The organism is Acholeplasma granularum ATCC 19168, assembly GCF_000526235.1.
Classification (GTDB): domain Bacteria; phylum Bacillota_I; class Bacilli_A; order Acholeplasmatales; family Acholeplasmataceae; genus Acholeplasma; species Acholeplasma granularum.
In genome coordinates, this window is sequence record NZ_JAFR01000007.1 from 94,582 (window position 1) to 118,549 (window position 23,968).

At 30.1% G+C, this 23,968-nt stretch carries 20 protein-coding genes and 1 other annotated feature; of the genes, 10 read left to right on the top strand and 10 right to left on the bottom strand.

Annotated elements, in window-relative coordinates:
* Nucleotides 1-226: 226 nt before the first annotated feature.
* The 7 genes from G324_RS0102420 (at nt 227) to G324_RS0102450 (ending at nt 10,509) form a co-directional block, all read left to right on the top strand.
* Complete coding sequence (locus tag G324_RS0102420; RefSeq protein WP_025724811.1) at nt 227-706, top strand: RDD family protein; 480 nt, start codon at nt 227-229, stop codon at nt 704-706.
* On the top strand, nt 706-1,521 hold the full coding sequence (locus tag G324_RS0102425; RefSeq protein ID WP_025724812.1) for a DUF1189 family protein: 816 nt from the start codon (nt 706-708) through the stop codon (nt 1,519-1,521). The genes G324_RS0102420 and G324_RS0102425 overlap by 1 nt, the downstream gene beginning before the upstream one ends.
* 195 nt (nt 1,522-1,716) lie before the next feature.
* Nucleotides 1,717-3,897 carry an immunoglobulin-like domain-containing protein gene (locus G324_RS0102430; protein WP_025724813.1) on the top strand — a complete coding sequence of 727 codons (2,181 nt, stop codon included), beginning with the start codon at nt 1,717-1,719 and terminating at the stop codon, nt 3,895-3,897.
* A gap of 11 nt (nt 3,898-3,908) precedes the next feature.
* Nucleotides 3,909-5,297: a sugar ABC transporter substrate-binding protein gene (locus G324_RS0102435; RefSeq protein ID WP_025724814.1), complete on the top strand. Its 1,389-nt coding sequence runs from the start codon at nt 3,909-3,911 to the stop codon at nt 5,295-5,297.
* 87 nt (nt 5,298-5,384) lie between these two features.
* Nucleotides 5,385-7,829 (top strand): carbohydrate ABC transporter permease, encoded by a 2,445-nt coding sequence (locus G324_RS07640; RefSeq protein ID WP_025724815.1) that lies wholly within the window; start codon nt 5,385-5,387, stop codon nt 7,827-7,829.
* Nucleotides 7,830-7,832: 3 nt separating this feature from the next.
* Nucleotides 7,833-9,224 (top strand): sugar ABC transporter permease, encoded by a 1,392-nt coding sequence (locus tag G324_RS07645; protein WP_051457515.1) that lies wholly within the window; start codon nt 7,833-7,835, stop codon nt 9,222-9,224.
* 4 nt (nt 9,225-9,228) lie between these two features.
* Nucleotides 9,229-10,509: an alpha-amylase family glycosyl hydrolase gene (locus tag G324_RS0102450; protein WP_025724817.1), complete on the top strand. Its 1,281-nt coding sequence runs from the start codon at nt 9,229-9,231 to the stop codon at nt 10,507-10,509.
* Nucleotides 10,510-10,559: 50 nt separating this feature from the next.
* Here the strand turns inward: G324_RS0102450 and G324_RS0102455 are convergent, their stop codons facing one another.
* A complete protein-coding gene (locus G324_RS0102455) occupies nt 10,560-12,362 on the bottom strand; it encodes a glycoside hydrolase family 13 protein (RefSeq protein ID WP_025724818.1) in 1,803 nt (600 codons plus the stop codon).
* Nucleotides 12,363-12,485: 123 nt separating this feature from the next.
* Here G324_RS0102455 and G324_RS0102460 point away from each other — a divergent pair, with 123 nt between their 5' ends.
* Both G324_RS0102460 and malQ read left to right on the top strand, forming a co-directional pair.
* Nucleotides 12,486-14,177: a glycoside hydrolase family 13 protein gene (locus G324_RS0102460; RefSeq protein ID WP_162146829.1), complete on the top strand. Its 1,692-nt coding sequence runs from the start codon at nt 12,486-12,488 to the stop codon at nt 14,175-14,177.
* Nucleotides 14,174-15,643 carry a 4-alpha-glucanotransferase gene (gene malQ, locus G324_RS0102465; protein ID WP_025724820.1) on the top strand — a complete coding sequence of 490 codons (1,470 nt, stop codon included), beginning with the start codon at nt 14,174-14,176 and terminating at the stop codon, nt 15,641-15,643. The genes G324_RS0102460 and malQ overlap by 4 nt, the downstream gene beginning before the upstream one ends.
* Before the next feature lie 47 nt (nt 15,644-15,690).
* Here malQ and msrB read toward each other — a convergent pair whose 3' ends face one another.
* The 7 genes from msrB to G324_RS0102500 all read right to left on the bottom strand — a co-directional run bounded on the left by msrB (nt 15,691) and on the right by G324_RS0102500 (nt 21,144).
* Entirely contained in the window at nt 15,691-16,101 is a 411-nt protein-coding gene (gene msrB, locus G324_RS0102470) for a peptide-methionine (R)-S-oxide reductase MsrB (protein WP_025724821.1), read from the bottom strand.
* 12 nt (nt 16,102-16,113) lie between these two features.
* Nucleotides 16,114-16,932 (bottom strand): oxidoreductase, encoded by an 819-nt coding sequence (locus G324_RS0102475; RefSeq protein ID WP_035357155.1) that lies wholly within the window; start codon nt 16,930-16,932, stop codon nt 16,114-16,116.
* A gap of 212 nt (nt 16,933-17,144) precedes the next feature.
* Entirely contained in the window at nt 17,145-17,783 is a 639-nt protein-coding gene (locus G324_RS0102480) for a formate/nitrite transporter family protein (RefSeq protein ID WP_025724823.1), read from the bottom strand.
* A 97-nt stretch (nt 17,784-17,880) separates the two neighbouring features.
* Nucleotides 17,881-18,627, bottom strand: coding sequence for an amino acid ABC transporter ATP-binding protein (locus G324_RS0102485; protein WP_035357157.1), 747 nt, complete (start codon nt 18,625-18,627; stop codon nt 17,881-17,883).
* On the bottom strand, nt 18,617-19,294 hold the full coding sequence (locus G324_RS0102490) for an amino acid ABC transporter permease (RefSeq protein WP_025724825.1): 678 nt from the start codon (nt 19,292-19,294) through the stop codon (nt 18,617-18,619). The genes G324_RS0102485 and G324_RS0102490 overlap by 11 nt, the downstream gene beginning before the upstream one ends.
* A gap of 2 nt (nt 19,295-19,296) precedes the next feature.
* Nucleotides 19,297-20,106 (bottom strand): transporter substrate-binding domain-containing protein, encoded by an 810-nt coding sequence (locus G324_RS0102495; RefSeq protein WP_025724826.1) that lies wholly within the window; start codon nt 20,104-20,106, stop codon nt 19,297-19,299.
* A 221-nt stretch (nt 20,107-20,327) separates the two neighbouring features.
* Nucleotides 20,328-20,533, bottom strand: a binding site (T-box leader).
* 62 nt (nt 20,534-20,595) lie between these two features.
* Nucleotides 20,596-21,144, bottom strand: a complete 549-nt coding sequence (locus G324_RS0102500) for an acetate uptake transporter (protein WP_035357159.1) — start codon at nt 21,142-21,144, stop codon at nt 20,596-20,598.
* A gap of 179 nt (nt 21,145-21,323) precedes the next feature.
* Between G324_RS0102500 and G324_RS0102505 the strand changes: the two genes are divergently transcribed.
* Complete coding sequence (locus tag G324_RS0102505) at nt 21,324-22,106, top strand: pseudouridine synthase (protein ID WP_162146830.1); 783 nt, start codon at nt 21,324-21,326, stop codon at nt 22,104-22,106.
* Between the two features lie 42 nt (nt 22,107-22,148).
* Here G324_RS0102505 and G324_RS0102510 read toward each other — a convergent pair whose 3' ends face one another.
* Complete coding sequence (locus G324_RS0102510) at nt 22,149-22,994, bottom strand: RluA family pseudouridine synthase (RefSeq protein WP_025724829.1); 846 nt, start codon at nt 22,992-22,994, stop codon at nt 22,149-22,151.
* Entirely contained in the window at nt 22,972-23,958 is a 987-nt protein-coding gene (locus G324_RS0102515) for an alpha/beta hydrolase (protein ID WP_025724830.1), read from the bottom strand. Before G324_RS0102515 ends, G324_RS0102510 begins: the two co-directional genes overlap by 23 nt.
* Nucleotides 23,959-23,968 lie beyond the last annotated feature (10 nt).

Genomic DNA, 23,968 nt, shown 5'->3' on the forward strand with positions numbered 1-23,968 from the left:
GCATAATATTCATCTTTTCTTTCTTAGCAGTTATAGTTATTATAAATTTATGGTATTTATAAATGAAGTATACCATAATGATATTTATATTTCGGTGTGGAATCGTTTGCATAATGTAATCGCTTACAGTATATAATATAATATCTAGACTATTAAAATTTTTACAACCAAAAAAACTAGACGTGTTATAATAAAATGACATCAAAGCGAAAAGAGGCGTTCACATATGGTTCCAAGATTTGAAAAAAGAGTACGAGCATTTGCAGCCGATATCTCTGGATTAGTTATAGTTTTTATATTGGCTGCATTCGGTTTGGCTGATTTCGACTCAAGTATTCGTGCAATTATACAAGTAACTGCACTTATACTAACATTCTTTTTCTTAATAATTTTTCCACATTTAATCAAATCAAAACAAACCTTTGGTAAGAGAATTCAAAAAATAAAAGTTGTTAATTTAGATGGTACAGAAGCTACAAAATTTAAACTAATCCTTAGAGAATTATTTAAATACAGTGCATCAACTCTAACTTTTGGTCTTTATTTAGTTATTGCATACTTTGCACTTACAGAAAAACAAGTTTCAAGAACAATTCATGATTATATATTTAAAACAAAAGTAATTGATTTAGATACTTCACCTAAAAATAGACAATATACAGACGCAATAAGAACTGATACAATGAAGAATACGAGATTAGAATAATGTTTTTAGTAAGTTATTTTAAAATGGGATTTCAATTTCCTAAACTATTAGAAAATAGTAGAAAAGTTTCATTTATTAAGGTTTTTATATACTTTATTCTATTAACTTTTATAGCTAACTTTCCTTTAACTTGGCTAACCTTTGAAGAACAAGGTTCAAGAATCAATTTTATTGAAGAAAACATTAATTCAAACATCCCTAATTGGACAAATCTTCCCCCAGGAATGATAAGTTCGGGCGGTATTAATGAATCTATCCTTAATGGCTCTAGTTATACGAATGGTGATTTTATATATTACTTTGGCTATAATGAACAGATAAATGAATTAATAGATAAAAATATCATAATTTTTCATACAGATCATATCGAATATTTGCATACTGATGGAGCAAAACTTATCTCTGATGGTTATAGTGGATTTAAAGATCAAATATTACTTAGTCAGTTAAACTATTCTGATGGTCTTGAAAGAACTGAAATTTATAATTTATTTGCTCGATCAATTGAAAAATCCTTTTCAACACAAATAATATTATATACAACCTTAAGAAACCAAACGATTCAGTTTGTAGCGTTCTTTATATATATAGTAATATTGTCAATTATTATACAACTATTTAGATTTGGTTTCCAAAACTTCCTAAGTTTTAAAGAAGGACTAATTTTCATTATATTATCCTCTACTTTACCAAGTGTATTATCATTAATATTCGGATTAATATTACCTGGGTTTGCACCTGTTGTTTATAATTTAAGTCTAGGAATTACTGTAATGCTTATCTTACTAATATTCTCGAGGAAAAACTTTTCTTAATTTAATAAGATTTAGACCTTCATATTTTTTGAAGGTTTTTTTTTATTTAGTTTTAATCATATTATAATGATAGCGTTTGCAAATAAGAAACCGTTTGCACAAACTCTCGTTATGTAAACGCTTTACATTTAAATAATACTTTATGATATACTTGACTTGTAAGATGATTCAAACAATACTTTTTAGGAGGGTAAAATGAAAAAGATTATCTTATCTTTATTGTTTTTAGCTACCGTCCTTGTTGCTTTGCCGCAATTATTTGCTGCTGAAGACGCAACAGGAAATTTAGTAATTCATTTCAAAGCATGGGATGAAAATTATACTGAACTAGGTAGTTACGGATTTGAAGGCTTAGATGGTAAAACTATCTATGACTCTATTGATGATTTTGGTGCAGTTTTCAATTACAATAACATACCTGTAGTTGATGCTGAAAGTACTGCTCAATTCGGCTTTATCGCTGTTAAAAGACCTGGGGGCGGGGATCCTGACTGGAATAATGGTAAATTGACTGCAGATATTAGAATTGATAAAACAGTTGTTAAAGCTGGTGAAACTGTACATATTTATGTCGTGCAAGGTAATGCGAACTCATCAAAAGATGATCCTAGATACTTTGTAGCGGATAATAGTAAATTTAATATGTTCCTTGTTTACTTTGATGCATCAGGTTCATATGAAGAGAACTTAGGTATTCACCACTGGAGTGGTTGGGATCTACCAGGTTCTGAATGGAATGTACCAGTTGATGTATTTACAACTGGAGGTAATACAGCTTCAGGTTCACCAGTAAAAGTTGCTATGTTATCTGCTGACCAAACAGTAGTTGATGATGTACCAACTGGTAATGCACCAGATGCTGGATTCTTAATCTATTTCGGTCAAGGAGATGGATCTAAGAAAACAGGTGATGTTAAATTATTATCATCATTAGGTGAAAATCCTGTTTTAGGTGATGTTGGATTTGCCTATGTTTATTCAGCAGGTAATGGTGTAACAACTGGTGATAACGTTTATTACGGAAATGCTAACTATGAAGATTATGCATTGAATGCATTCTCATTTAGATTATTAGCTCGTACCGTTGATCCAATATCTGGTGCTGCATCAGGTACGTTTGCTGTAAGAGACAATCAAATTATCGTTAAAGCTTCTTCTCAATTGCAAAATCCACATAAATTAATCGCTCCAAATAATGAGCTTAATTTATTATTAGCGAAAAATGATTTATCAATTGATTTAGAAGCAAGTAAAAATTATGCATTACCGTCTGAAGGTTTACATGATACTACAATTACTTGGGCATCAGATAATGAAACAGTAATTAACCCAACTACTGGAGTTGTTACTAGACAAGCTACTCAAACAAACGTTAAACTTACAGCTACAATTGCTATTGGACAAGAAAATGTCTCTAAAGAGTTTAATGTTGTTGTTCCAGCTTCTTCTGCAGTTGCCTCTAATACATTTAGCTTAACTGTTAATGTAAAGGTTCCGGAAACTACACCAATGACAGATGACTTATATATCGTAGGTAGTTTTCCTAATTCTGTAATTCCTAGTTGGACACCAGATGCTCCTGCTGGTAAATTAACAAGAGTTGATGCTACAAATGCTTCAATTACAATTAACTTTACAGAACTTACTGCAACAACAAACCTTGAATTTAAATTTACTAGAGGTTCTTGGGACTTTGAGCAAGTTCAATTTGATGGTTCAGGTGTTGCAAATATCAAATACTCAATTTCTACTCTACTTGCATCAAATACAGTGGAGTACACAGTCGAAGGGTGGAAAGATCAAGATTCAACATATGTTGAAGCTCCTGATCAACCATTATATACTGAAGCTGAAGCTAAAGCATTAGTTGAAGGTTGGTTTGCTATTAAACCTGTGGTTACTGCAGCTACTGAAACTGTTCCTGCTGTTTATGGTACAGCATTAGAAATTGAACGTGTTGACTATGCAATCGGTAATGATACATTTGCAGACTTCGTTATCGTATTAAAAGATGGATCTAAGTTAGATATTACTAAAGAATATGTTCTATTCTTTGATAATGGTTTAGACACTTATGAAATAGATGTAGATATGGATACAGAAGGGCCAGTAATTACATTCCCATTATTACCAGCTTCAAAAATTATTGAAGTTGAATGGGGTAAACCATTTAACTTGGCTGACTTCCCAATTTATAATGCTACTGACAATAGAGATGGCGATTTAACTAGAGCGGTATTCGTGCCTGCTGGTCCAAACGCAATCTTAGATACTCGTACAGTTGGCGACTATGTCATTAAGTTACAAGTAAGTGATGACTGGGGTAATGTTACTGAAGAAACATTCACCTTTAGAGTCATTAAACTTACTGCCTAAGGAGGTTTGACATGAAAAAATTATTCAGTTCATTAATGCTATTAATGTTAATCTTATTTGTGGTGGCATGTACACCTAAAGAAGATGATAAAGATCCAGACCCAGATCCGGATCCAGTAAATAATGGTCAACAATACGATTTCTCTCAAATTTATAAAGAAAAAGAAACAATTCGTGTATGGATTGATGACCAAAATGGTGAATATATGCAAGCTGTTATTGCTGCATTTAATAACACACCCGAAGGTAAGGATATCATTGTTGAACATCAACATATGGGTACTGTAGATGCACGTGAAAGACTAAAAACTTTCGGTTTAACTGGTAATGGTGCGGATATTTTCCAATTTCCACATGACCATTTAGCTGCAGCTATCTTAGAAGATTTAGTTTATGCATTACCTTCAACAGTAGCTGAACGTGTTGCACAACGTGCACATCCACTTGGTATGGAAATTGCTACACTCTTATATGATGAAACAACAAAACAATTTGGTCCTGGTGCAAATGCAACAGAAAACTTATATGCTGTTCCTATGTCACTAGAATCTGTAGGTCTATACTATAATAAAGATTTAGTCACTACTCCTGCTGCAACAATGGAAGAATTATTAGCTGCTGCAGATACTTGGAATAAAGCCCTTGCAAATGATGGATCTGGTTTAACTAATGCTGATAAAGGTTGGTATTACTTAGGAACATCTTCTCACTGGGCAGATTCATACTTCATGCAAACATTCTACTCTGCATTTGGTTTCCAACCTTTTGGTGAAAACTTAAATGATGCAAGTGCTGTAGGTTTTTCTAAAGCAGTAAATGCTCTAACTTGGTTTAGAAATTCATTAAAACCTGCTACAACTGGTAATGGTACTTATGATTCTGTTGGTGCTGGTGCTAACTTCGAAGAAGGTAACATTCCTTATATTATTGCTGGTCCATGGAATATAGAATCTTATGCTGCTGCAGAAGGTTTAAACTTTGGTATCGCTCCACTACCATCAGTTAATGGTAAAAATGGTGCTCCTTTTGCTGGTGCTCAAATGGCAGCAATCTATAAATACTCAAATAATAAACAAGCTGCAACTAAATTCTTAGAATTCTTAATGAGTGATGTTGCGATGGAATTACAATTATCAATGAAGAATAAATTACCTGCATTAAAGGTAGATTTACTACCTAATATTGAAGGATTTAGTACTGATCCTTATTTACCTGCAATTTCTCAACAATTAGAAAGCGCTATTCCAATGCCTACTATTCCTGCAGTTCAATACTACTGGGGTCCAGGCGAATCAATGATTAAAGCAGTATGGGATAACCCAGCAACTGTAATTGCTACTGCAGCAGCTGCTGCTGAAGATGCATATCGTGCACAAGCTGGATTAGGTTCACAAAATTAATTACAGATATTATATTAAATGAGGGCGATAGGTCTTGACCTGTCGCCTACATTTAATTAAAGACACAACAAGTAAAGAGGTGTTACAATGAAGGCATGGAGTGTTATTAAAACAATACTTTCAGGTTTTATATGGGGTATTGGACAAGTCTTTAATAAACAATATATTAAAGCTTTATTTTTCTTTATTTTCTTTGCTGTTTTTGTTACATTAGAGTTAGTTTCCTCTAATTATTTTTATGAAGAAAAATATGAAAATGAAATACCTTTAAGTAAAATTAAGGGGAATTCTTTAGGGGAATGGTATCATAAAGCGCTTTTTCAACAATATGATGTACAAATACTAAATAATAATCGGATTGAATCATTTGATAATTTTTTAGAAGAAATTGGTGTTGAAGAAAAAGATCCTTTTGGTTACTATGCTGGTCCTACTGGTAGAGATAATCCAACTGCAAAATTATTTACTGAAGATAGATTTATTGAATTTTTTGCAAAAGACTTGAAAGAGGCTTCTTTTTTAAGATATACAGAATTTGGAACTACAAATGTAATCAGAGCTGAAGACTTTAATCGTAATGATGCAAAGCGTTTAATCACTTTAGAAAATACAGAGATTCTCTGGGATGAAATAAACAATAAGTTTTACTTACCACTAACTAATCAAAATATTCCTGGTCAAGAAATAACAGAATATTTTGAAACTAATCCTTTAACACGAATTGATAATCCTAACACTATTAATAATATAGAAGGTTTATCAAGATTTAGAAAAACTGGTAAATTATTTAAAGAAGGTACTACTTATTATGTTGAAGTGTTTGTAAATACTGAAAATAGAATGTTTTTAGAATTAAATTCAACTACTTTTAATTTAGTAGAGCCATCTCCTACTTTTGTACCGATTGAAGTCACTAACATTTTAGGACAAGTATTTGAATTAAACGGCGTTTTATATGAATATTATGAACCAGGTTTAATTCATAATGGTGTTAGAGCACAATATAAACAAACACCCTTTTCTAATCTTTTTAGAAGAGCGATGGTACAAGGTAATGAAATCAATCCAATAAATGATGATGATTATGTTAAATTAATGGTTAGAGTTTACATGGAACTGAATCCAGAATTTAAAGCTCAATATTTTAAAGATTTTGATAACTTCTTCTATGACCATGCAGGTATGTTTTTAAAGGGATATTGGGAAGTAATTACTCTAGGTCAAGCCAAAGGAATTAATTTAAACAATCACTTGGCACTAGCTGATGCTATGGTTGGTAGAAAAGGCGAACCTGCCGTATCAAATATGGGTCCAAATATAACTTATGAAGGTGAAGTAACTGTAGGTGGTCACGTTTCTACATTACTATTACTTGATGGACTTATAATGGTAATATTATCCTTATTCTTCTTTATATTTGGAATTTGGTCCATGATTGATACTTGGAAAGTTTCTGAAGAAAAACGACTTTCTAAGAAAACTATGAATACTAAAGAATACTTTAAATCTGTATGGGATAATGGTTTTGAATATATTATTCTTTCACCTGCAATGTTTGTTTTAGCCTTTATTTCTATAATGCCAATTGTATTTGGATTTATTTTAGCATTTACATCTATTGGTGGAACACTATCCATGAGGGGATTATTTGATTGGGTTGGTTTTAGAAATTTTTTAGTTGTATTTGATCCAAACTCAGTCTTAGGTCAAGGTTTTGGTACAGCTTTTTGGAGAGTACTAGGATGGACTTTAATTTGGGCAATCTTGTCTACCGTTACAGTCTTCTTTGGTGGTTTTTTCCAAGCACTTATTCTAAATGCAGAGTCTGTTGTTTTTAGAAAACTATGGCGTACCTTATTAATATTACCTTGGGCAATTCCAGCATTACTTTCTCAAATGGTATTTTCAGTTATGTTTAAGGAAACTGGTTACATAAACCAACTTCTTATGCAAATGGGTATATATGATATATTTAAAGATTGGGGTATATTAGGAAAGGCATATAATCAAGTCGAAGGTTTTGCCAAGTATTTTTGGTTGGGACATGACAATATCATGTGGTTTACTAATGAAAATAATCCAAACTTTGTTAAAGGTGTAATTATTGTATTAAATATTTGGTTAGGATTCCCATATTTTATGGCTTTAATGACTGGTATTATGACTGCAATAGATAAATCGCTTTATGAAGCTGCTGATATTGATGGTGCTACTGGATTCCAAAAACTTAGACAAATTACAATGCCACTTGTTCTTTATTCTACAGCACCAATTTTGATTATGACTTTCTCAGGAAATTTCAATAATTTTGGTGTAATCTACTTTATTACAGGTGGGGGACCAGGTGATCTAAATAATGTTAATAATGGATTTGCCGGTCAAACAGACATTTTAATTTCTTGGATGTATAGGTTAACTACAGAACATCAAATATATAACTTAGCTTCCGTATTCTCAGTTTTAATCTTTATATTTGTTGGAAGCATAACAGCTTGGAACTTATCAAGAACCAAGGCTTTCCAGGAGGACTAAGATATGGAACTATTAATTTTACTAATTATATTCACAATTTTATGGGCTTTAATTACAAATTACTTAGTAGTTCATGATATTGCTAAGAAAAAAGGCTATGAATTAAATAAAAAAGTTCAACTAATCTCTTTTATACCAATATATGGTAAAAAATATGTTGATAAACTAGTTAATTTAAAACCTAATGTTACAAAAGAAGAGTTTGATTATTTATTATCAAAAGAAATTATCTTACAAAAAATAGGCTTAGTATTTGTAATACTACTTATTGGATTCCTAATTTTCATTCCAATTGCATTATTCTTATATGTAGCATATAAAAACAATTTTAGTAGATCACTACTCTTTACTTTTTTAATTGTATTAATACTTCTAGTTCATCAAGGATTAGTTGTTGAGTATGCATCTAAAAAGGGGTATGAAGGTATTAAACCAGGACTTATTGGACTAATCCCTATTTATGGCTTTATTTATTACAAACAATGCGAAAAACGTAGAAACACTTCAAGTCTTTCCATTAGAGCAACGTTTACAATTAAAAATATCTTAATCAAAACCCTTATAAATGCAGAACTAACATTACTAGTAATAGTAGTACTTGTACCTGTTATATACATATTTGGGATGGCGTTTTCACAGGGTACCAATTCTATTCCCAATACTATTTGGCCTGCAAATCCATCTTGGAATGGGTTTGATTATTTATTCAATTCACCAGATTCAAAATTCGGTAAATGGTATAGTAACACCTTAATAATTGCAGTAATTAACATGGTTATTGGGACAGTTATTATAACTGGCGCCTCCTATGTATTTGCCCGTTATTCATTTAAAGGTAAAAAATCCGGATTACTTGCTATTTTAGTTCTTCAAGCATTCCCATCATTCATGGGATTAATCGCTATGTATGTATTATTTTGGAAATTCGGACTACTTGGTCGCCCAGTATATTTAACTATTTTATACATTGGTGGAGCAATTCCTGGAAATTTATGGTTAATTAAAGGTTTCTTAAGTCAAATTCCTAAAGACTTAGATGAGTCAGCTATGATTGATGGTGCATCAAAATTAAAAATATTCATCCACATTATTTTACCGTTATCTGTTCCTATCTTAACTTTCGTAGCAGTATCAATGTTTATGTCTCCATGGATGGATTACATGTTACCTGGTTACTTACTTAATGTACCTGCAACAGGTAACTCACTTTCTCAAGTCCAAGAACAATGGACACTTGCAGTGGGTATCTTCTCCTTCATTAATGGTCAATATGATTTAAACTACCCAGCTTTTGCAGCTGCATCTTTAATAGTGGGTGTACCAATCGCTGTTATATATATGGTTTTCCAAAAATACCTAATCGAAGGTATTATGGCTGGAGCAACGAAAGGATAATTTTATGGCTAAAAACACCTCACACACATTAAAAAATAAATTTATTTATCAAGTATTTACTAGACAACACTCTAAAAGTCAAGATTTCCAAGGTATCATTGATGATCTAAACCGAATCAAATCTATGGGGGTAGACATAATCTACCTCCTGCCTTTTCATCCAATAGGGAAAAAAGATAGAAAAGGTGAAATAGGCTCTCCATATGCTATTTATGATTATTATGCAATTGATCCACTACATGGAACACTTGATGACTTTAAACGTTTAGTCACTGAAGTTCATAGCCGTGGAATGAAATTAATGATAGATATAGTCTTTAACCACACCTCTAGAGACTCGATCTTAACTCAAATCCATCCTGAATGGTTTTATAAGAAAAGTGATGGCACATTTGCTAATAGAATTGGAGACTGGTCAGATATAACTGATTTTAACTTAACTGCTCATCCAGAAATCTGGACATATTTGATTGATGTACTAAAATACTGGGCACAATATGTTGATGGATATAGATGTGATGTTGCACCTCTTCTACCACTTGAATTTTGGAAACAAGCACGTCAAGAGCTTGATAAATATCGTCCAGATCTAATTTGGTTAACAGAATCAGTTGAGTATGGTTTCATAAAATATCTACGTGATATGGGTTATGATGCATCAACAGACTCACAAATGTATGAAACTTTTGATATATGCTATGATTATGATATTTTCAGCTTCATGGATGGTTATTTATCAGGTAAGAATTCATTAGAACGTTATCTATATGAATTATGGCGTCAAGAAGTTACATATCCAAAAAACTACGTAAAATTGCGTGCATTTGAAAATCATGATCAAGAACGTATTGCTAATAAAGTAAATAACCCAACAAAGTTGATACAAATGACTGCATTACAATTTTTCTTAAAAGGTACACCTATGATATACGCTGGCCAAGAACACCAGGTTAGTGTAAGACCTTCATTATTCGAAAATGATTTGGTTCCTTGGAATGAAAAGTTATCTATTGAAAATCTAATTAGAAAATTATCAAAAATAAAAAAACTAGATATAATGTCTAAGGGTATATACGACTTTATAAATACAAAAAATATTGCACACTTGCAATATAAATTTGGAAATGAGTTACTTATTGGAATATTTAATCTAGAAAATCAGACTCATACATCAATTGATTTGCCAAATGGTAAATATTTGAATGTACTAAGTAATCAACTATATGAAGTTAAGGATGGTATGATTGAATTATCTGATGAGCCTATCATCATTCATATTCAATAAATAAAATAAGTCCTTAAAACTTAAATTTTAAGGACTTATTTCTATATTAATTACAATCTTTTAAGCAGTTTATATCCAAACTTTGGTAATTTAATTGTTTCTTCAATAACTAAAGTTACATCATTTAGTAAATCATGACATTTACCTTGAAAATCAGTAGGAATATTCACGACTAATGATTTATTTGAATCATTTATTAGAATTAAAATACTTTCGTTTTCATCTTTTTTAATTAAAGATAAGGAATTAGCATCTATAAAATGATAGTCGCTTGACATTAATGATTTATGACTTTTTCTTAATTTGATTAAACTTTTAATTAAGTTTCTTAAGTTGTGATTCCAAGTGCTTTCATCCCAATTAAAACATCTTCTATTATCAGGGTCATGTTCACCAGATAGACCAACTTCACTACCATAATATATATTTGGTGCGCCAGCACTAATAAACATTAAAATATATGCTATTTTTAATCTATCATCATTGTCTTTAAGTCGGCGTTTCATTCTTACCGTATCATGCGTATCCAGCTGATTAAACATATTTTGCATAACATTCTTAGGTGTCAATGCTGTATAGCTAATTAGTTCATTTTTGAATTCATGAAGATCAATTTTATTATCAAAATATTGCCAAATTGGTATAGATAAATCATAATTCATAACACTATCCATTTGATCACCACGCAACCAAGGCATTGAAGAATCCCAATTTTCTCCAAAGATAAAAGTATCTTTCTTCGCATTTTTAGAGACTTCTTTGACTTTTCTAAGAAATTGGTGGCTCACTTCATTTGAAACATCTAATCTCCACCCATCAATATCATACTCTTTTATCCAATATTCAATTGAATCCAGTAAATGCTTTTGGGTTAATGGATTTCCTGTATTCCATTTTGGCATATGAGGTGTATAGGCAAAAGTCCGAAAATTTGGTCTTAAATTCCCGTGATATTTTGGATTTCCATTTTTATCTATATCAAAATTAATTATAGGATCCTTATCAAGAAAAAAACAATCAGCATAAATTGAATTTCGTCCATTTTTAACAACATCTTGAAAATATGGATGATCCCAACCACAATGATTTAATACTGCGTCTAAAACAACTTTTATATCTAACTGATGAGCTTTTTCTACCAAAAGTTTAAAATCATCATTTGTACCAAATTGTGGATCGATTTTAAAATAATTTTTAATGTCATATTTATGTGCCGTCTTGGATTCAAAAATAGGTGTAAAATAAATACCTGAAACACCAAGATCTTTTAAATAAGGTAGTTTATCAATCACACCTAATATATCTCCACCATATAGTTCATGATTATTTACAGGTAGTTTTCCCCAAGGTAAATTAGACTTTTTATTATATGAATAAAATCTATCCATAAATATTTGGTACCAATAAGTATCTTTAACCCAACTTGGAGTATCTGCTAAATCTTCTTTATTCAAATATGGATAATTAAAGTAGTTTGATAAATCATAAAAACTTCCTTCTTCAAACTTATTGCTAGGTAATTTATTCAATTTTTCTAACCTCTTGGAACCAAAAAAATAATGTTCATTATTATTTTCAATTAAAAATGCGTATTTACAGCGATAATCCTTAGGTTCAACTTCAATAAAGTAATAATCAAATAAATCAGTTTGATAACGTTTAGTCATAGATACTAATTTGCTATTCCAACTTGCTTTATTATTTGAAAAAGTCCAATCAAATGGATCTCCAAAGGAAAGTTTTACACTTTCAACATCATTTTTTGCTGTTCTAAATAAAATATGTAATTTTTTTTCATCATAGGCATAACTATATTCAGATTTAGCTTGATGAAATAATGCGTGTATATTCATTGTCTATCAACTCCATATTTTCATTATAGCACTTCACTGATAGATAATTAAATATGTAAACGCTGTCATCTTTATCGGTATTATTAATTTTGGTAAAATATAATTGTAAAGGACTATTAAGAAATGAAAAAATGGTGGATGGAAGCCATAGGCTACCAAATATATATAAAAAGCTTCAAAGATGGAAATAATGATGGTATTGGTGACCTTAAAGGTATTACAGATAAATTAGACTATCTACATCTACTTGGAGTTAACTTAATTTGGATTACTCCATTTTACGATTCACCAATGGATGATAATGGTTATGATGTTAGAGACTACTTCAAAGTCGCTGATTGTTATGGTTCTATTGATGATTTTAAAATACTTTTGAGTAAAGCAAAAAAATTAAATATTAAAGTTATACTTGATTTTGTCTTGAATCATACCTCAGATGAACACAATTGGTTTTTAGAATCTAGAAAATCTAAAAATAATCCTTATAGAGATTATTATATTTGGCAAAAACCAAAAGTTATCGATGGTATGAACCACCCACCTACTAATTGGGGTTCTTTCTTTGGTGGTTCTGCATGGAAATATGATGAGATTACTAATGAATATTATATGAAAATATTTTCCGATAAAATGCCCGATCTAAATTGGAAAAATGATAAAGTCATAGAATCAATGATTGATATTGGTAAGTGGTGGCTTGATTTAGGTATTGATGGATTTAGACTTGATGCAGTATCACATCTTTCAAAAGCACCATTTGAAGATTCTAAATTTTCTAATGATATTGTACTAGACTGGTTTAAGTTTTCTAATCTTCCCAATAATCATACGTATCTTAATAAAATGTATGAAGGACTTTTTAAACCTTATGATGTCTTTACAATCGGTGAAGTAGGTGGTCAAGCTAGTATAGATGAGGCCATAAAATATTCAGCATTCAAATCAAATGAATTATCTATGGTATTTAATTTTGATCATAATTGGCATAACAATATTCACGATATTCTTGATTTAAAAGATTTAAAGGTAAATGTTTTAGCACTTAAAGAAACGCTTAATAAGTGGCAAGAAACCTTTAAAAAGATTGGATGGTTGCCACTGAACTGGTTAAATCATGATCAGCCTCGTTTGGTTTCACACTATGGTAACCAAAACTATCATAATGAGTCTGCAAAAATGCTTGCAACTATTATGTATTTATCTAGAGGAACACCTTTTATTTATCAAGGTGAAGAAATTGGTATGACAAATTTCCCATTTAACGATCTGTCACAAATAGATGATATATCTACACTAAATAGTGTAAAAAATCAAATTAGTAAAAATCCTGATAACTCACAAGCAATTATAGATAAAGCTTTAATGACAACTAGAGACCATCCACGCACAATGATGCAATGGGATGATACTAAATTTGCAGGTTTCTCAGAAGTAAAACCTTGGTTTCATGTAAATCCAAACTATAAAATAATCAATGTAAAAGATCAAATGAATGATTCTTCTTCCATTTGGAGTTATTATCAAAAATTATTTAGTCTAAGAAGATTTTCTAAATATTCAAATACACTAATATATGGAACATATGAAATGATTCATAAAGATGACCCTAATTTATTCATATATCTGAGAAAATCTGATAATGAAAAAATATTAGTAATGGGTTCATTTAGTTCACAAAATCAATCATTTGACACAAGTAATTACCCTATTTTAGAAGTTATTATTCAAAATTATGATGATATTTCAATAGAAAATCAAATTATAAATTTAAGACCTTATGAATCAATCTCATATAAGGTAAAGGAGCAAAAATGAGAAAAGCCGGTATTTTATTACATATATCTTCACTACCATCTAATTATGGTATAGGTACCTTTGGCGCTGAAGCATACAAATTTGTTGATTTTTTAAAGTCAACTAATCAATCATATTGGCAAATTCTGCCACTTGGACCAACATCATACGGAGATTCACCATATCAAACTTTTAGTGCGTTTGCTATGAATCCTTATTTTATTGATTTAGATTTTCTAATTAAAGAAAAACTACTTAAAAAATCTGAAATAATAGATTCAACTACCTCTATTGATAATGTAGACTTTTCACGTCTTTACAATGAAAGATTCAAGGTTTTAAAAATTGCATTTGAAAGATTCAATTTAAATGACACATATTTTAATGAGTTTTTACGTAATGAAGGCTACTGGTTAAATGACTATGCACTCTTTATGGCAATCAAAGAAAATCAGGAAAACAACTCCTGGGAAACATGGCCAGATGCTTTAAGAAAACGTGAATATCATGCGATTGAAAAAGCAAAAATGGATTTTAAAGAAGCGGTTAACTTCCATTCATTTTTACAATATCAAGCATATAAACAATGGTATAATTTAAAAACTTATGCCAATAAAAATGGAATAGAGTTTATTGGAGACATGCCTATTTATGTCGCATATGATTCATCCGATGTTTGGACTAAACCTCAATACTTTCAATTAGACGAAAACAAATTACCTATATTAGTTGCAGGTGTTCCAGGAGATAATTTTAGTCCTACTGGTCAACTCTGGGGAAATCCTTTATATAATTGGGAATTATTAGAACGTGAAAATTATGCTTGGTGGATGGACCGTGTGCGTGCTAATACTTCAATGTTTGATATTTTAAGAATTGATCATTTTATTGGATTTGTTCACTTTTATGGTATACCATATAAAGACTTAACTGCTGAAAATGGTAAATGGTATAATGGTCCAGGTTATAAGTTTTTTGAAGCAATAAAACATAATTTAGGTGAAAAACGAATTATTGCTGAAGACCTTGGAATGATTACTGATGAGGTACGAGAGCTTCTTAAAAAAACTGGTTACCCAGGAATGAAGTTATTACAGTTTGCATTTGATTCTCGTGAAGAATCAGACTATATTCCACACTTATATCATGAAAATGTAGTTGCTTATACTGGTACGCATGATAATGAAACAACTGCACAATGGTTTAGTAATTTAAATTCAAAAGATTTAAAATATGCACTCAATTATATTAATCATCAAAAAGGATCAAAAACTGACTCACTTATAAAAGCAACACTAGCAACTGTTGCCAAAGATGCAATTATACCAATGCAGGATTATCTAAATTTAGGTAAAGAAGCAAGGTTTAATATTCCATCAACTTTAGGTGGTAATTGGGTTTGGAGATTACAAAAAGGTCAACTTGATCTTAAGTTAAAAAATAAAATCAAGTCATTTACTCATTTATATGGTCGTTCAAATAAATAATTATATAAAATAAGGTAACCAAAATCATATTGGTTACCTTATTTTCATTATGTAAACATACTTTTATATTCACCATAACCAGCTTCATCTAAATCTTCATAAGCTATAAACTTTAAACTGGCTGAATTCATACAGTATCTAAGTCCACCTTTATCTTTAGGTCCATCAGGAAAGACATGACCTAGATGTATATCTGAGGCCTTTGTTCTTACCTCAATTCGAGTCAAAAAATGTGATCGGTCGATTTCATTTACTATGTTACCTAAATTAATAGGCTTAACAAACGATGGCCATCCACATCCAGCATCATATTTATCTAAAGATGTAAACAATGGTGTACCATCAGTAATATCAACATAAATACCTGGTTTAAAATTATTCCAGTATTCATTTTTAAAAGGTGGCTCTGTGGCATTTTCTTTGGTTACTTTGTATTGAAGTTCTGTTAGATCTTTCATTTTATAAGTTCCTTATCTTTTTAATAAAAACCAATCAAGTACTTTATCAGGTAAAATTCTTTTGCTAAATAATGCAATAAAACTTAATCGACCCATTCTATAGCGTGTCTTAGGATGTCTTGATTTAATTGCTTTATGAAGACTTTTTGCTACAACAATTGGACTAGAGCCCACACTTCCTTTAATATAGTCTTTTTCAGCTTGCTTCATTACATATTCAATCGTTTCTTTATATGCTGTATTTTCATTTAAATTTTTTGCATGTTCAAATGTGTTTTGCATAAATTCAGTTTTTATTAAGCCTGGTTCTAAAAGTACAACTTTAATGTTAAACTGTTTGACTTCTAATCTTAAACTATCGCTTAATCCTTCAAGAGCAAACTTTGATGCATGATACCAGCCACCTAGTAGTGATGCAACTTTACCTCCAATACTAGAAGTACTGATAATTTTTCCAAAATGCTGTTTTCTCATAATTGGTAAGACATGTTTTATCATATTTGCTACACCAAATAAATTAACTTCGAATTGATTTCTTGCATCCTCTAAAGAAAGATCTTCAATAGGACCGTATAGTCCATATCCAGCATTATTAAATAACACGTCAATTCGTCCTTCTTTTTCATAAATATCATTTATCACTTTATAAACTAGTTCATTATCTGTTACATCTAAATACATTGTATGAATACCTTTTGATTCTAAATATTTTAATTTATCTAATCTTCTAGCTAATGCATACACAATATATCCTTTTTGTTTAAGATAAATCGCACTTGCTCTACCTATTCCAGAGCTTGCCCCAGTTATAACAACAACTTCTGCTTTCATTATAAATCACCTCTTAAGTTTATTTTATCAAAATACCAACACATAATGATTTTAAGACTTTAAATTGTAGTGAATTTAAAAAAAGTCTACTTTTTATTTTCTTGCGATTGTAATTGTAAAACAATAGCCATTCAAATAATCTTTCTTAGACTTTTAACCTTGTTTTGATATAAAAAAACCTCCATAATCTAAATTATAGAGGTATTTATGAATTATTCAAATTTTGTTTTCCCTAGTTTTTCAATACCATTTAATAAAATTGCACCCAGACCATTACCTAATATCATAATAATATATGCAATAACCATATACCAAGACCACTGATTTGCTAGATAAAAGTAAAATATATTTGCAATAGAATGTTCAAAACCTAGTATAACAAAAATAGCTACAGCAAATATATTTATAACAACTTTTGCTGTGTCATTTTTTGCTCTTTTATAACCATCAACACCTAAGTACATCATCATTCCACAAAGTATTGATAATCCAAAAATTTCTAAAATGTTTCTAGATAATTTTATATCAACAACTGCTTTTGCTTGATCAATAATTACTTGATAATTAGATAAGTATAAAATACTCGCAATAAGTAATCCACCAATCATATTACCTAATATAATCAATAAAATTTCAATCATATACTTTTTATCATTATCGATGAGATAACCAACTCTCCCAGTATATAATTTAAAATTTAATGATACTACCGTTAATAATCCAAATCCGAATAAGAATGCTCCAAGTATGCCCTTTCCATCAGATTTTAAGAATAAATAAATAGTTCCAGCTATTGCAATTAAAGAGCCCGCCATTACAGCGCTTAAAATAGTTTGTATGTGTTTTTTCATAGTAAATTAAACCTCGCAATATAATTATACGAGGAATACAATTATATTCAAGTATAACTATAATAAACTAGAAGTTTATGTGTTTTATAAAGATATTTTAAGACAATTTATGTTCAATTGACTCTAGGAAATCACTTGTACGTTTTTTAGTCGGATTTTCAAAGATAACCTGAGGTGTACCAATCTCAACAACTTCGCCTTTATCCATAAAAACTATACGGTTACCAAAGTTTTTTGCAAAATCCATTTCATGTGTTACTACAACCATATGCATACCTAAACCAACTAATTCTTTCATAACAGACAACACTTCTCCAATCATTTCAGGATCAAGTGCTGATGTGGGTTCATCAAATAAAATGACTTTAGGTTCCATACATAAAGCACGGGCGATTGCAATTCTTTGTTTTTGTCCACCACTAAGTTTATTTGGAAATTGATCTTTTTTATCTAATAATCCAACTTTTTCTAAATAAAATAATGATCGATTTGTAGCAGTTAATTTATCAAGATGTAAAACCTTTATTTGTGCTAAATTTAAGTTTTCTAATACACTAAGGTGAGGAAATAAATTAAAACTTTGGAAAACCATACCTACATCTTTACGATGATGATTGATGTTTATTTCCTTAGAATTAATATTTTTATTATTATATATAATTTCACCAGTAGTTGGTTGTTCCATTAGATTTAGAGTTCTTAGTAATGTAGATTTGCCACTTCCTGATGGACCAATAATCACAGTAATACCTTCATATATATCTAGACTAATGTTATTTAAAGCGACTGTGCCATCATCAAATTTCTTATACAAATCTTTAATTTCAAATAATTTATTTTGCATCTTGAAGTCTCATCCTTTTTTCTAATTTAGTCATCAACTTAGATGTTGTAAATGTTAGTACAAAATAAAGTAGAGCAGTAATTATATATACTTCTTTTGTTTGGTAAGTAGCAGTTTTTACAATTTGAGCGCTATACATTAGTTCTGCAATACCCAAATACATAAATATCGATGTTTCTTTTATTAATGTTACAAATTCATTACCAAGTGCAGGCATAATATTTTTAATTGCTTGAGGAAGTATTACATAGATCATTGTTTGATTTGTTGTCATACCTAAACTAAGTCCTGCTTCTTTTTGACCACGATCAACAGATAAAATACCAGCTCTTAATGTTTCTGATACATATGCACTACTATTAATTAATAGTGCAAACATACCTAGTAAAAATGCCCCAAAATCCATTCCAAGCACAGTCATAACTGGTAATTGAACCATTGCATATATTAACATCACTTGAACCAGTAGAGGTGTACCACGAATAACTTCAACATATGATGAACCAATAATGTTTAGTACTTTATATTTAGATAATCTAAAATATGTAGGAATAATAGCAATTAATGTACCAAAAATGACGGCTATTAAGGCAAATATAATTGTAACCATTAATCCTTGTAAAAGTGTTTTTAAATAAAATAAATCAAATATAAATGAAAAGTCCATGATTAACTATTTAATAAAACATTATCAGCTACAAATTGGTCCATTTTTCCAGATGATATAAGTTCATCAATTACATCATTGATTAAATTTAATAATACTACATCACCTTTTTTAACTGCAACTGCAGAACCGTCTTCAGGATTCCCAATTAAAAATTCTGCTATAGCAAGACCACTTACATTATTTACATAACCTTGTGCTACTGGTTTTTCCAAAACAACACCAGATAATTGATTTTCTGTCAGCCCCATTACTAGATTAGGAACAGCTTGAATGAATTGTTTTTGTGCTTTAAGAAATAAATCTTCTACATAATCTTGTTGAATTGAGCCTAATTGTGCACCAATTCTAATATTAGATTTATCTAGTGATTCAATAGAGGTATATGTTGCTAAGTCAGCTTCTTTGATTAACATAACTTGGGTTGCCATATAATATACATCAGAAAAATCAACTATCTTTGCACGTTCTTCTGTTGGTGTCATAGCAGAAATGACAAAATCAACTTTACCATTTTTAAGATCTTCTAATAAAAAGTCAAAACCCTTATTAATAACCTTTAAGTTTTTACCAAGAGCTTTAGCGATTTCTTTAGCAATCTCAATATCTATACCTACAACTGTTTGATTATTGTTACCATCATTGATTAACCATTCATATGGTGCATAATCTGCTGATGTTCCCATTGTAATATAAGAATCATATGATTCATCAATTACGAATGTAAATGTGTTTGAACTGCCCATATCACATCCAATTAATAAAGCTACCAAACTTAATAATACCGTTAAAACTATACTTTTTTTGATCATTTTCTTTCTTCTCCTTTTTTTAAATGACAAATAAAATAAAAACGTCCCATAGATAAAACACTATAGGACGATTAAATAAACCGTGGTACCACCTAAATTCTAACTTTTCTTAAAATCAAAAAAATTAGCACTTAAAAACGTTAACGCCGTTATTTACGTTTAAACCTAACTTAATGAGAGTAATTGTACCTTATAAAATAAAATCCCTAGACAATAAAATGTCTAAGGACGAATTAATCGCGGTACCACCTTAGTTCTAGAATAAATCTAGCACTTGTATCGTTAACGCCGAACTACGTTTAAACCTCATCTAGTTTCGATTTAAAAGCTCCAAAGCACGTTCATTTACTACTTTTACTGATTTACACCAACCATCAGCTCTCTTTAAAAAGAAACATAAATTACTACTCTTTTTCATCGCTTGTCAAACATTATAATGCAAGTTATAATAAAATGCAATACCAAAATTATATTTTATTTATTTACCTGTTATAATGGGAAAACTTTTTTGCCAAGTTCTTCATTAACAATTTGGCCAACAGCACTATACATAGCAAATAAACCTGTAATAATACCAACGTAACCAGCAACCATCGTAATAAATGAAATACCTGTGAAATCACCAAGTGCTAGAAGGTAAAATAACAATGCTAATGACCCAAATACTAATTTAGTAATAGTATTATGAGTGATTGTACCTACTGCCATGAAAGTTGTAAATATAGCCCATAATAATAAGTAAAAACCCATAGATGTTAGATCAGCAGTTAGTGCTGGATATTCAGACGGGTATAACCAAATAATTACTAGTGATAACCAAAAGAAACCATAAGCTGTAAATGCTGTTCCACCAAAGTTATTATTGTTTTTAAATTCTAAAATACCTGCAACAATTTGTGCTAACCCACCTAAAGCAATACCCATAGCAATAATTACTAATGTAAGCTCAGTAATACCTGCATTATGCAAGTTTAATAATATTGTTGTCATACCAAAACCTAGTAAACCTAATGGACCAGGATTCATCTTTTTTGTCATGTTAATCTCCTTTATTTTTTACATTTAGATATATTGTATCTTATTTCATTGGTAAATAAAAGACATAAAAAAACAATTGTTGAATATTTATTCATATATGTGAATAAAGACACCATAATTTAAATTTTTTATGTTTAATTTGGTACAATGGTATTATCTTATAATAAGTAGGTAATCATATGTTTGCAAAACAATATAAAAAATATCATAAGCCAAGTAACGATCTAATTGATCAAGAATTCAAAGAAACATTACGACTTAATCTTTATATTTCTAAAACGGGGGTATCATCTAGACGTGGAGCTGACACTTTAATAGAACATGGTCGTATTAAAGTTAATGGGAAAGTTGCAACCGTAGGTATGCAAATAAATAAAACAGACATTGTCACACTTGATAACAAAGAAATTCGTCCACTTAAAGAAAAAGTATATATTTTACTAAACAAACCAAAAGGTATAGTTTCTACTACAGATACTGCAATCTCAGGTAACATGATTACATACATGAACTACCCTGAAAAAATATTTCCTATTGGACGTTTAGACAAAGACTCTACAGGTTTAATTCTTCTTACAAATGATGGTAGTATTGTAAATAAAATATTACGTGTTGAAAATGGTCATGATAAAGAATATTTAGTTACATTAAATAAGCCTTACGATGAGTATTTCACCAAGGCTTTAGAGTCTGGTGTAACAATTTATAATCCAGTTTTACATAAAAATCAAAAAACATTACCTTCAAAATTAGAAGTTGTTGATGAATATAGTTTTAAATTAACGATTAAACAAGGTTTAAACCGTCAAATTAGAAGAATGGCTGATAGTCTAGGGTACAAAGTGATTGAACTTAAAAGAATTCGAATTATGCATATTTTACTAGATAATTTACCTGAAGGATATTGGCGTTATTTAACTGAAAATGAACTGTTAACTTTAAATGATAAAATATCAAATTAAGCAAAAAAGATACCAAATACTAAATGGTATCTTTTTTATTAATTAAAATGGGGCATTTGATTTAAATGTTTCGATTTTATTTGTTCTAAACATAGGAAATGTAATTTCACTAAAATGTAAAAGTAGTCTTGAACTTTTAACACCATAAATAACATCACCTACAACAGGATGATTGATACTTGCTAATTGTGATCTAATTTGATGTGTTCTTCCTGTTTCAATTTCTACTTCTAATCTTGTTTTAGTAGATTCATATTTAAGAACTTTGTACTTAGTAATTGCAAGTTTACCTTTACTACTTTCAATCATTTTACCTAATTGATTATCCTTAATTAGTTTTGTTTCAATTATACCTGTTTTATTTTTCACTTGATTTTCTACAACACATATATACTTTTTTACAACATTACGTGTCTCGAATAAATTAGATAAATAAGCTAACGAGATAAAGTGTTTTGCAAAGACAACAATACCTGATGTGTCCTTATCAATTCTATGTGCCGGCAATACTTGATGATGATAACCACTTTCTTCATAATATCGGTTAACACGATCGGTTAGTGTATCAGTAGTTTTTCCATCATCATGGATAATTAGGTTTACTGGTTTATTTACAATTAAAATATCTTCATCCTCATAAATGATATCTATTTTAGGTAAGAAATTATCAAAGTTCGCTTCTACCTCGTTTTTCATAAGTTCAATTGTTAATATATCATTTGCTTTAAATCGGTATTCACTGTTTACAGTAATGCCGTTTATACTAAGTAAATGACTTGACGAATATTTATAAATTGTAGCTTTGCCTACATGGTAATTTTGGAGAAAATAACGAATGCTTTCTCCAATATATTTTTTATCTATTTTAAATGTGATCATTTTTGACATGAATTTTGTTTTCCTTAAAATAATTTTTTGTTGCAAATTTGAAATTTTCAAGAAGAAATGTTAAAGCTGATGAACCGATTTTAGTCTTTTCGCCTAATATATCAAAAGCATGGAATCCACCATCAAATATCTTAAACGTAACAAGATTACCTTGAAGTTGTAATCTATTTACATATTCAACTGTTTCATCTCTAAAAGGTTCGATACTACCTACATAAGTAAGACATGGTGGTAGATTTTTTAAATTTAATGCTCTAGCAGGTGCTGCATAATATGGTACATCATCTCTGCCATAAAGTTCACCTAAATATAGCTCCCAAGCAAGTTTATTAGATTTTGAACTCCACACAGGATCATCATTGTTTTGAGATGAAGGTGTAATCATTCGATCATCAATCATTGGATATAAAGGCATTTGAAAACAGACGTTTACCTCATTTTTATCACGAGCCATTAAAGCAAGTGCTGCAGTTAATCCACCACCAGCTGACTCGCCACCAATCATCAGCTGATTTATATTAATCATATAATTCATATGGTGTTTTTTCATCCACATTAGTGCAAGATAACAATCATTGATAGCTTGTGGATAGGGTTTTTCAACTGATAAAGTATAATCAGGTGCAATTATGACACAATCTGTCTCATCTATTAACTTTTTATATAATCTTTCATCCATTTCAGGAATTCCAAGACCATAACCACCACCATGCATCCAAAGAAGTCCTGGTGCATTAAACTTTCTTTTTAAAGGTGCATAAATAGTAAGTCTTAATTGTGTGTTATCTTCTCTTTTTATATATACTTCTTCATAATATAAATTTTGAAAGGTTCTTCCTTTAATTGTACTCATTAGTTTTTTAGCCATCTTTAAAGTTCCTACCTTAAAATTAGGTGTAAAAAACCTTATAAACTTTCCAGTTAAACGTAATTCTTTATCTATTTGTTCATCAAATGACTTCAACTTATAATAC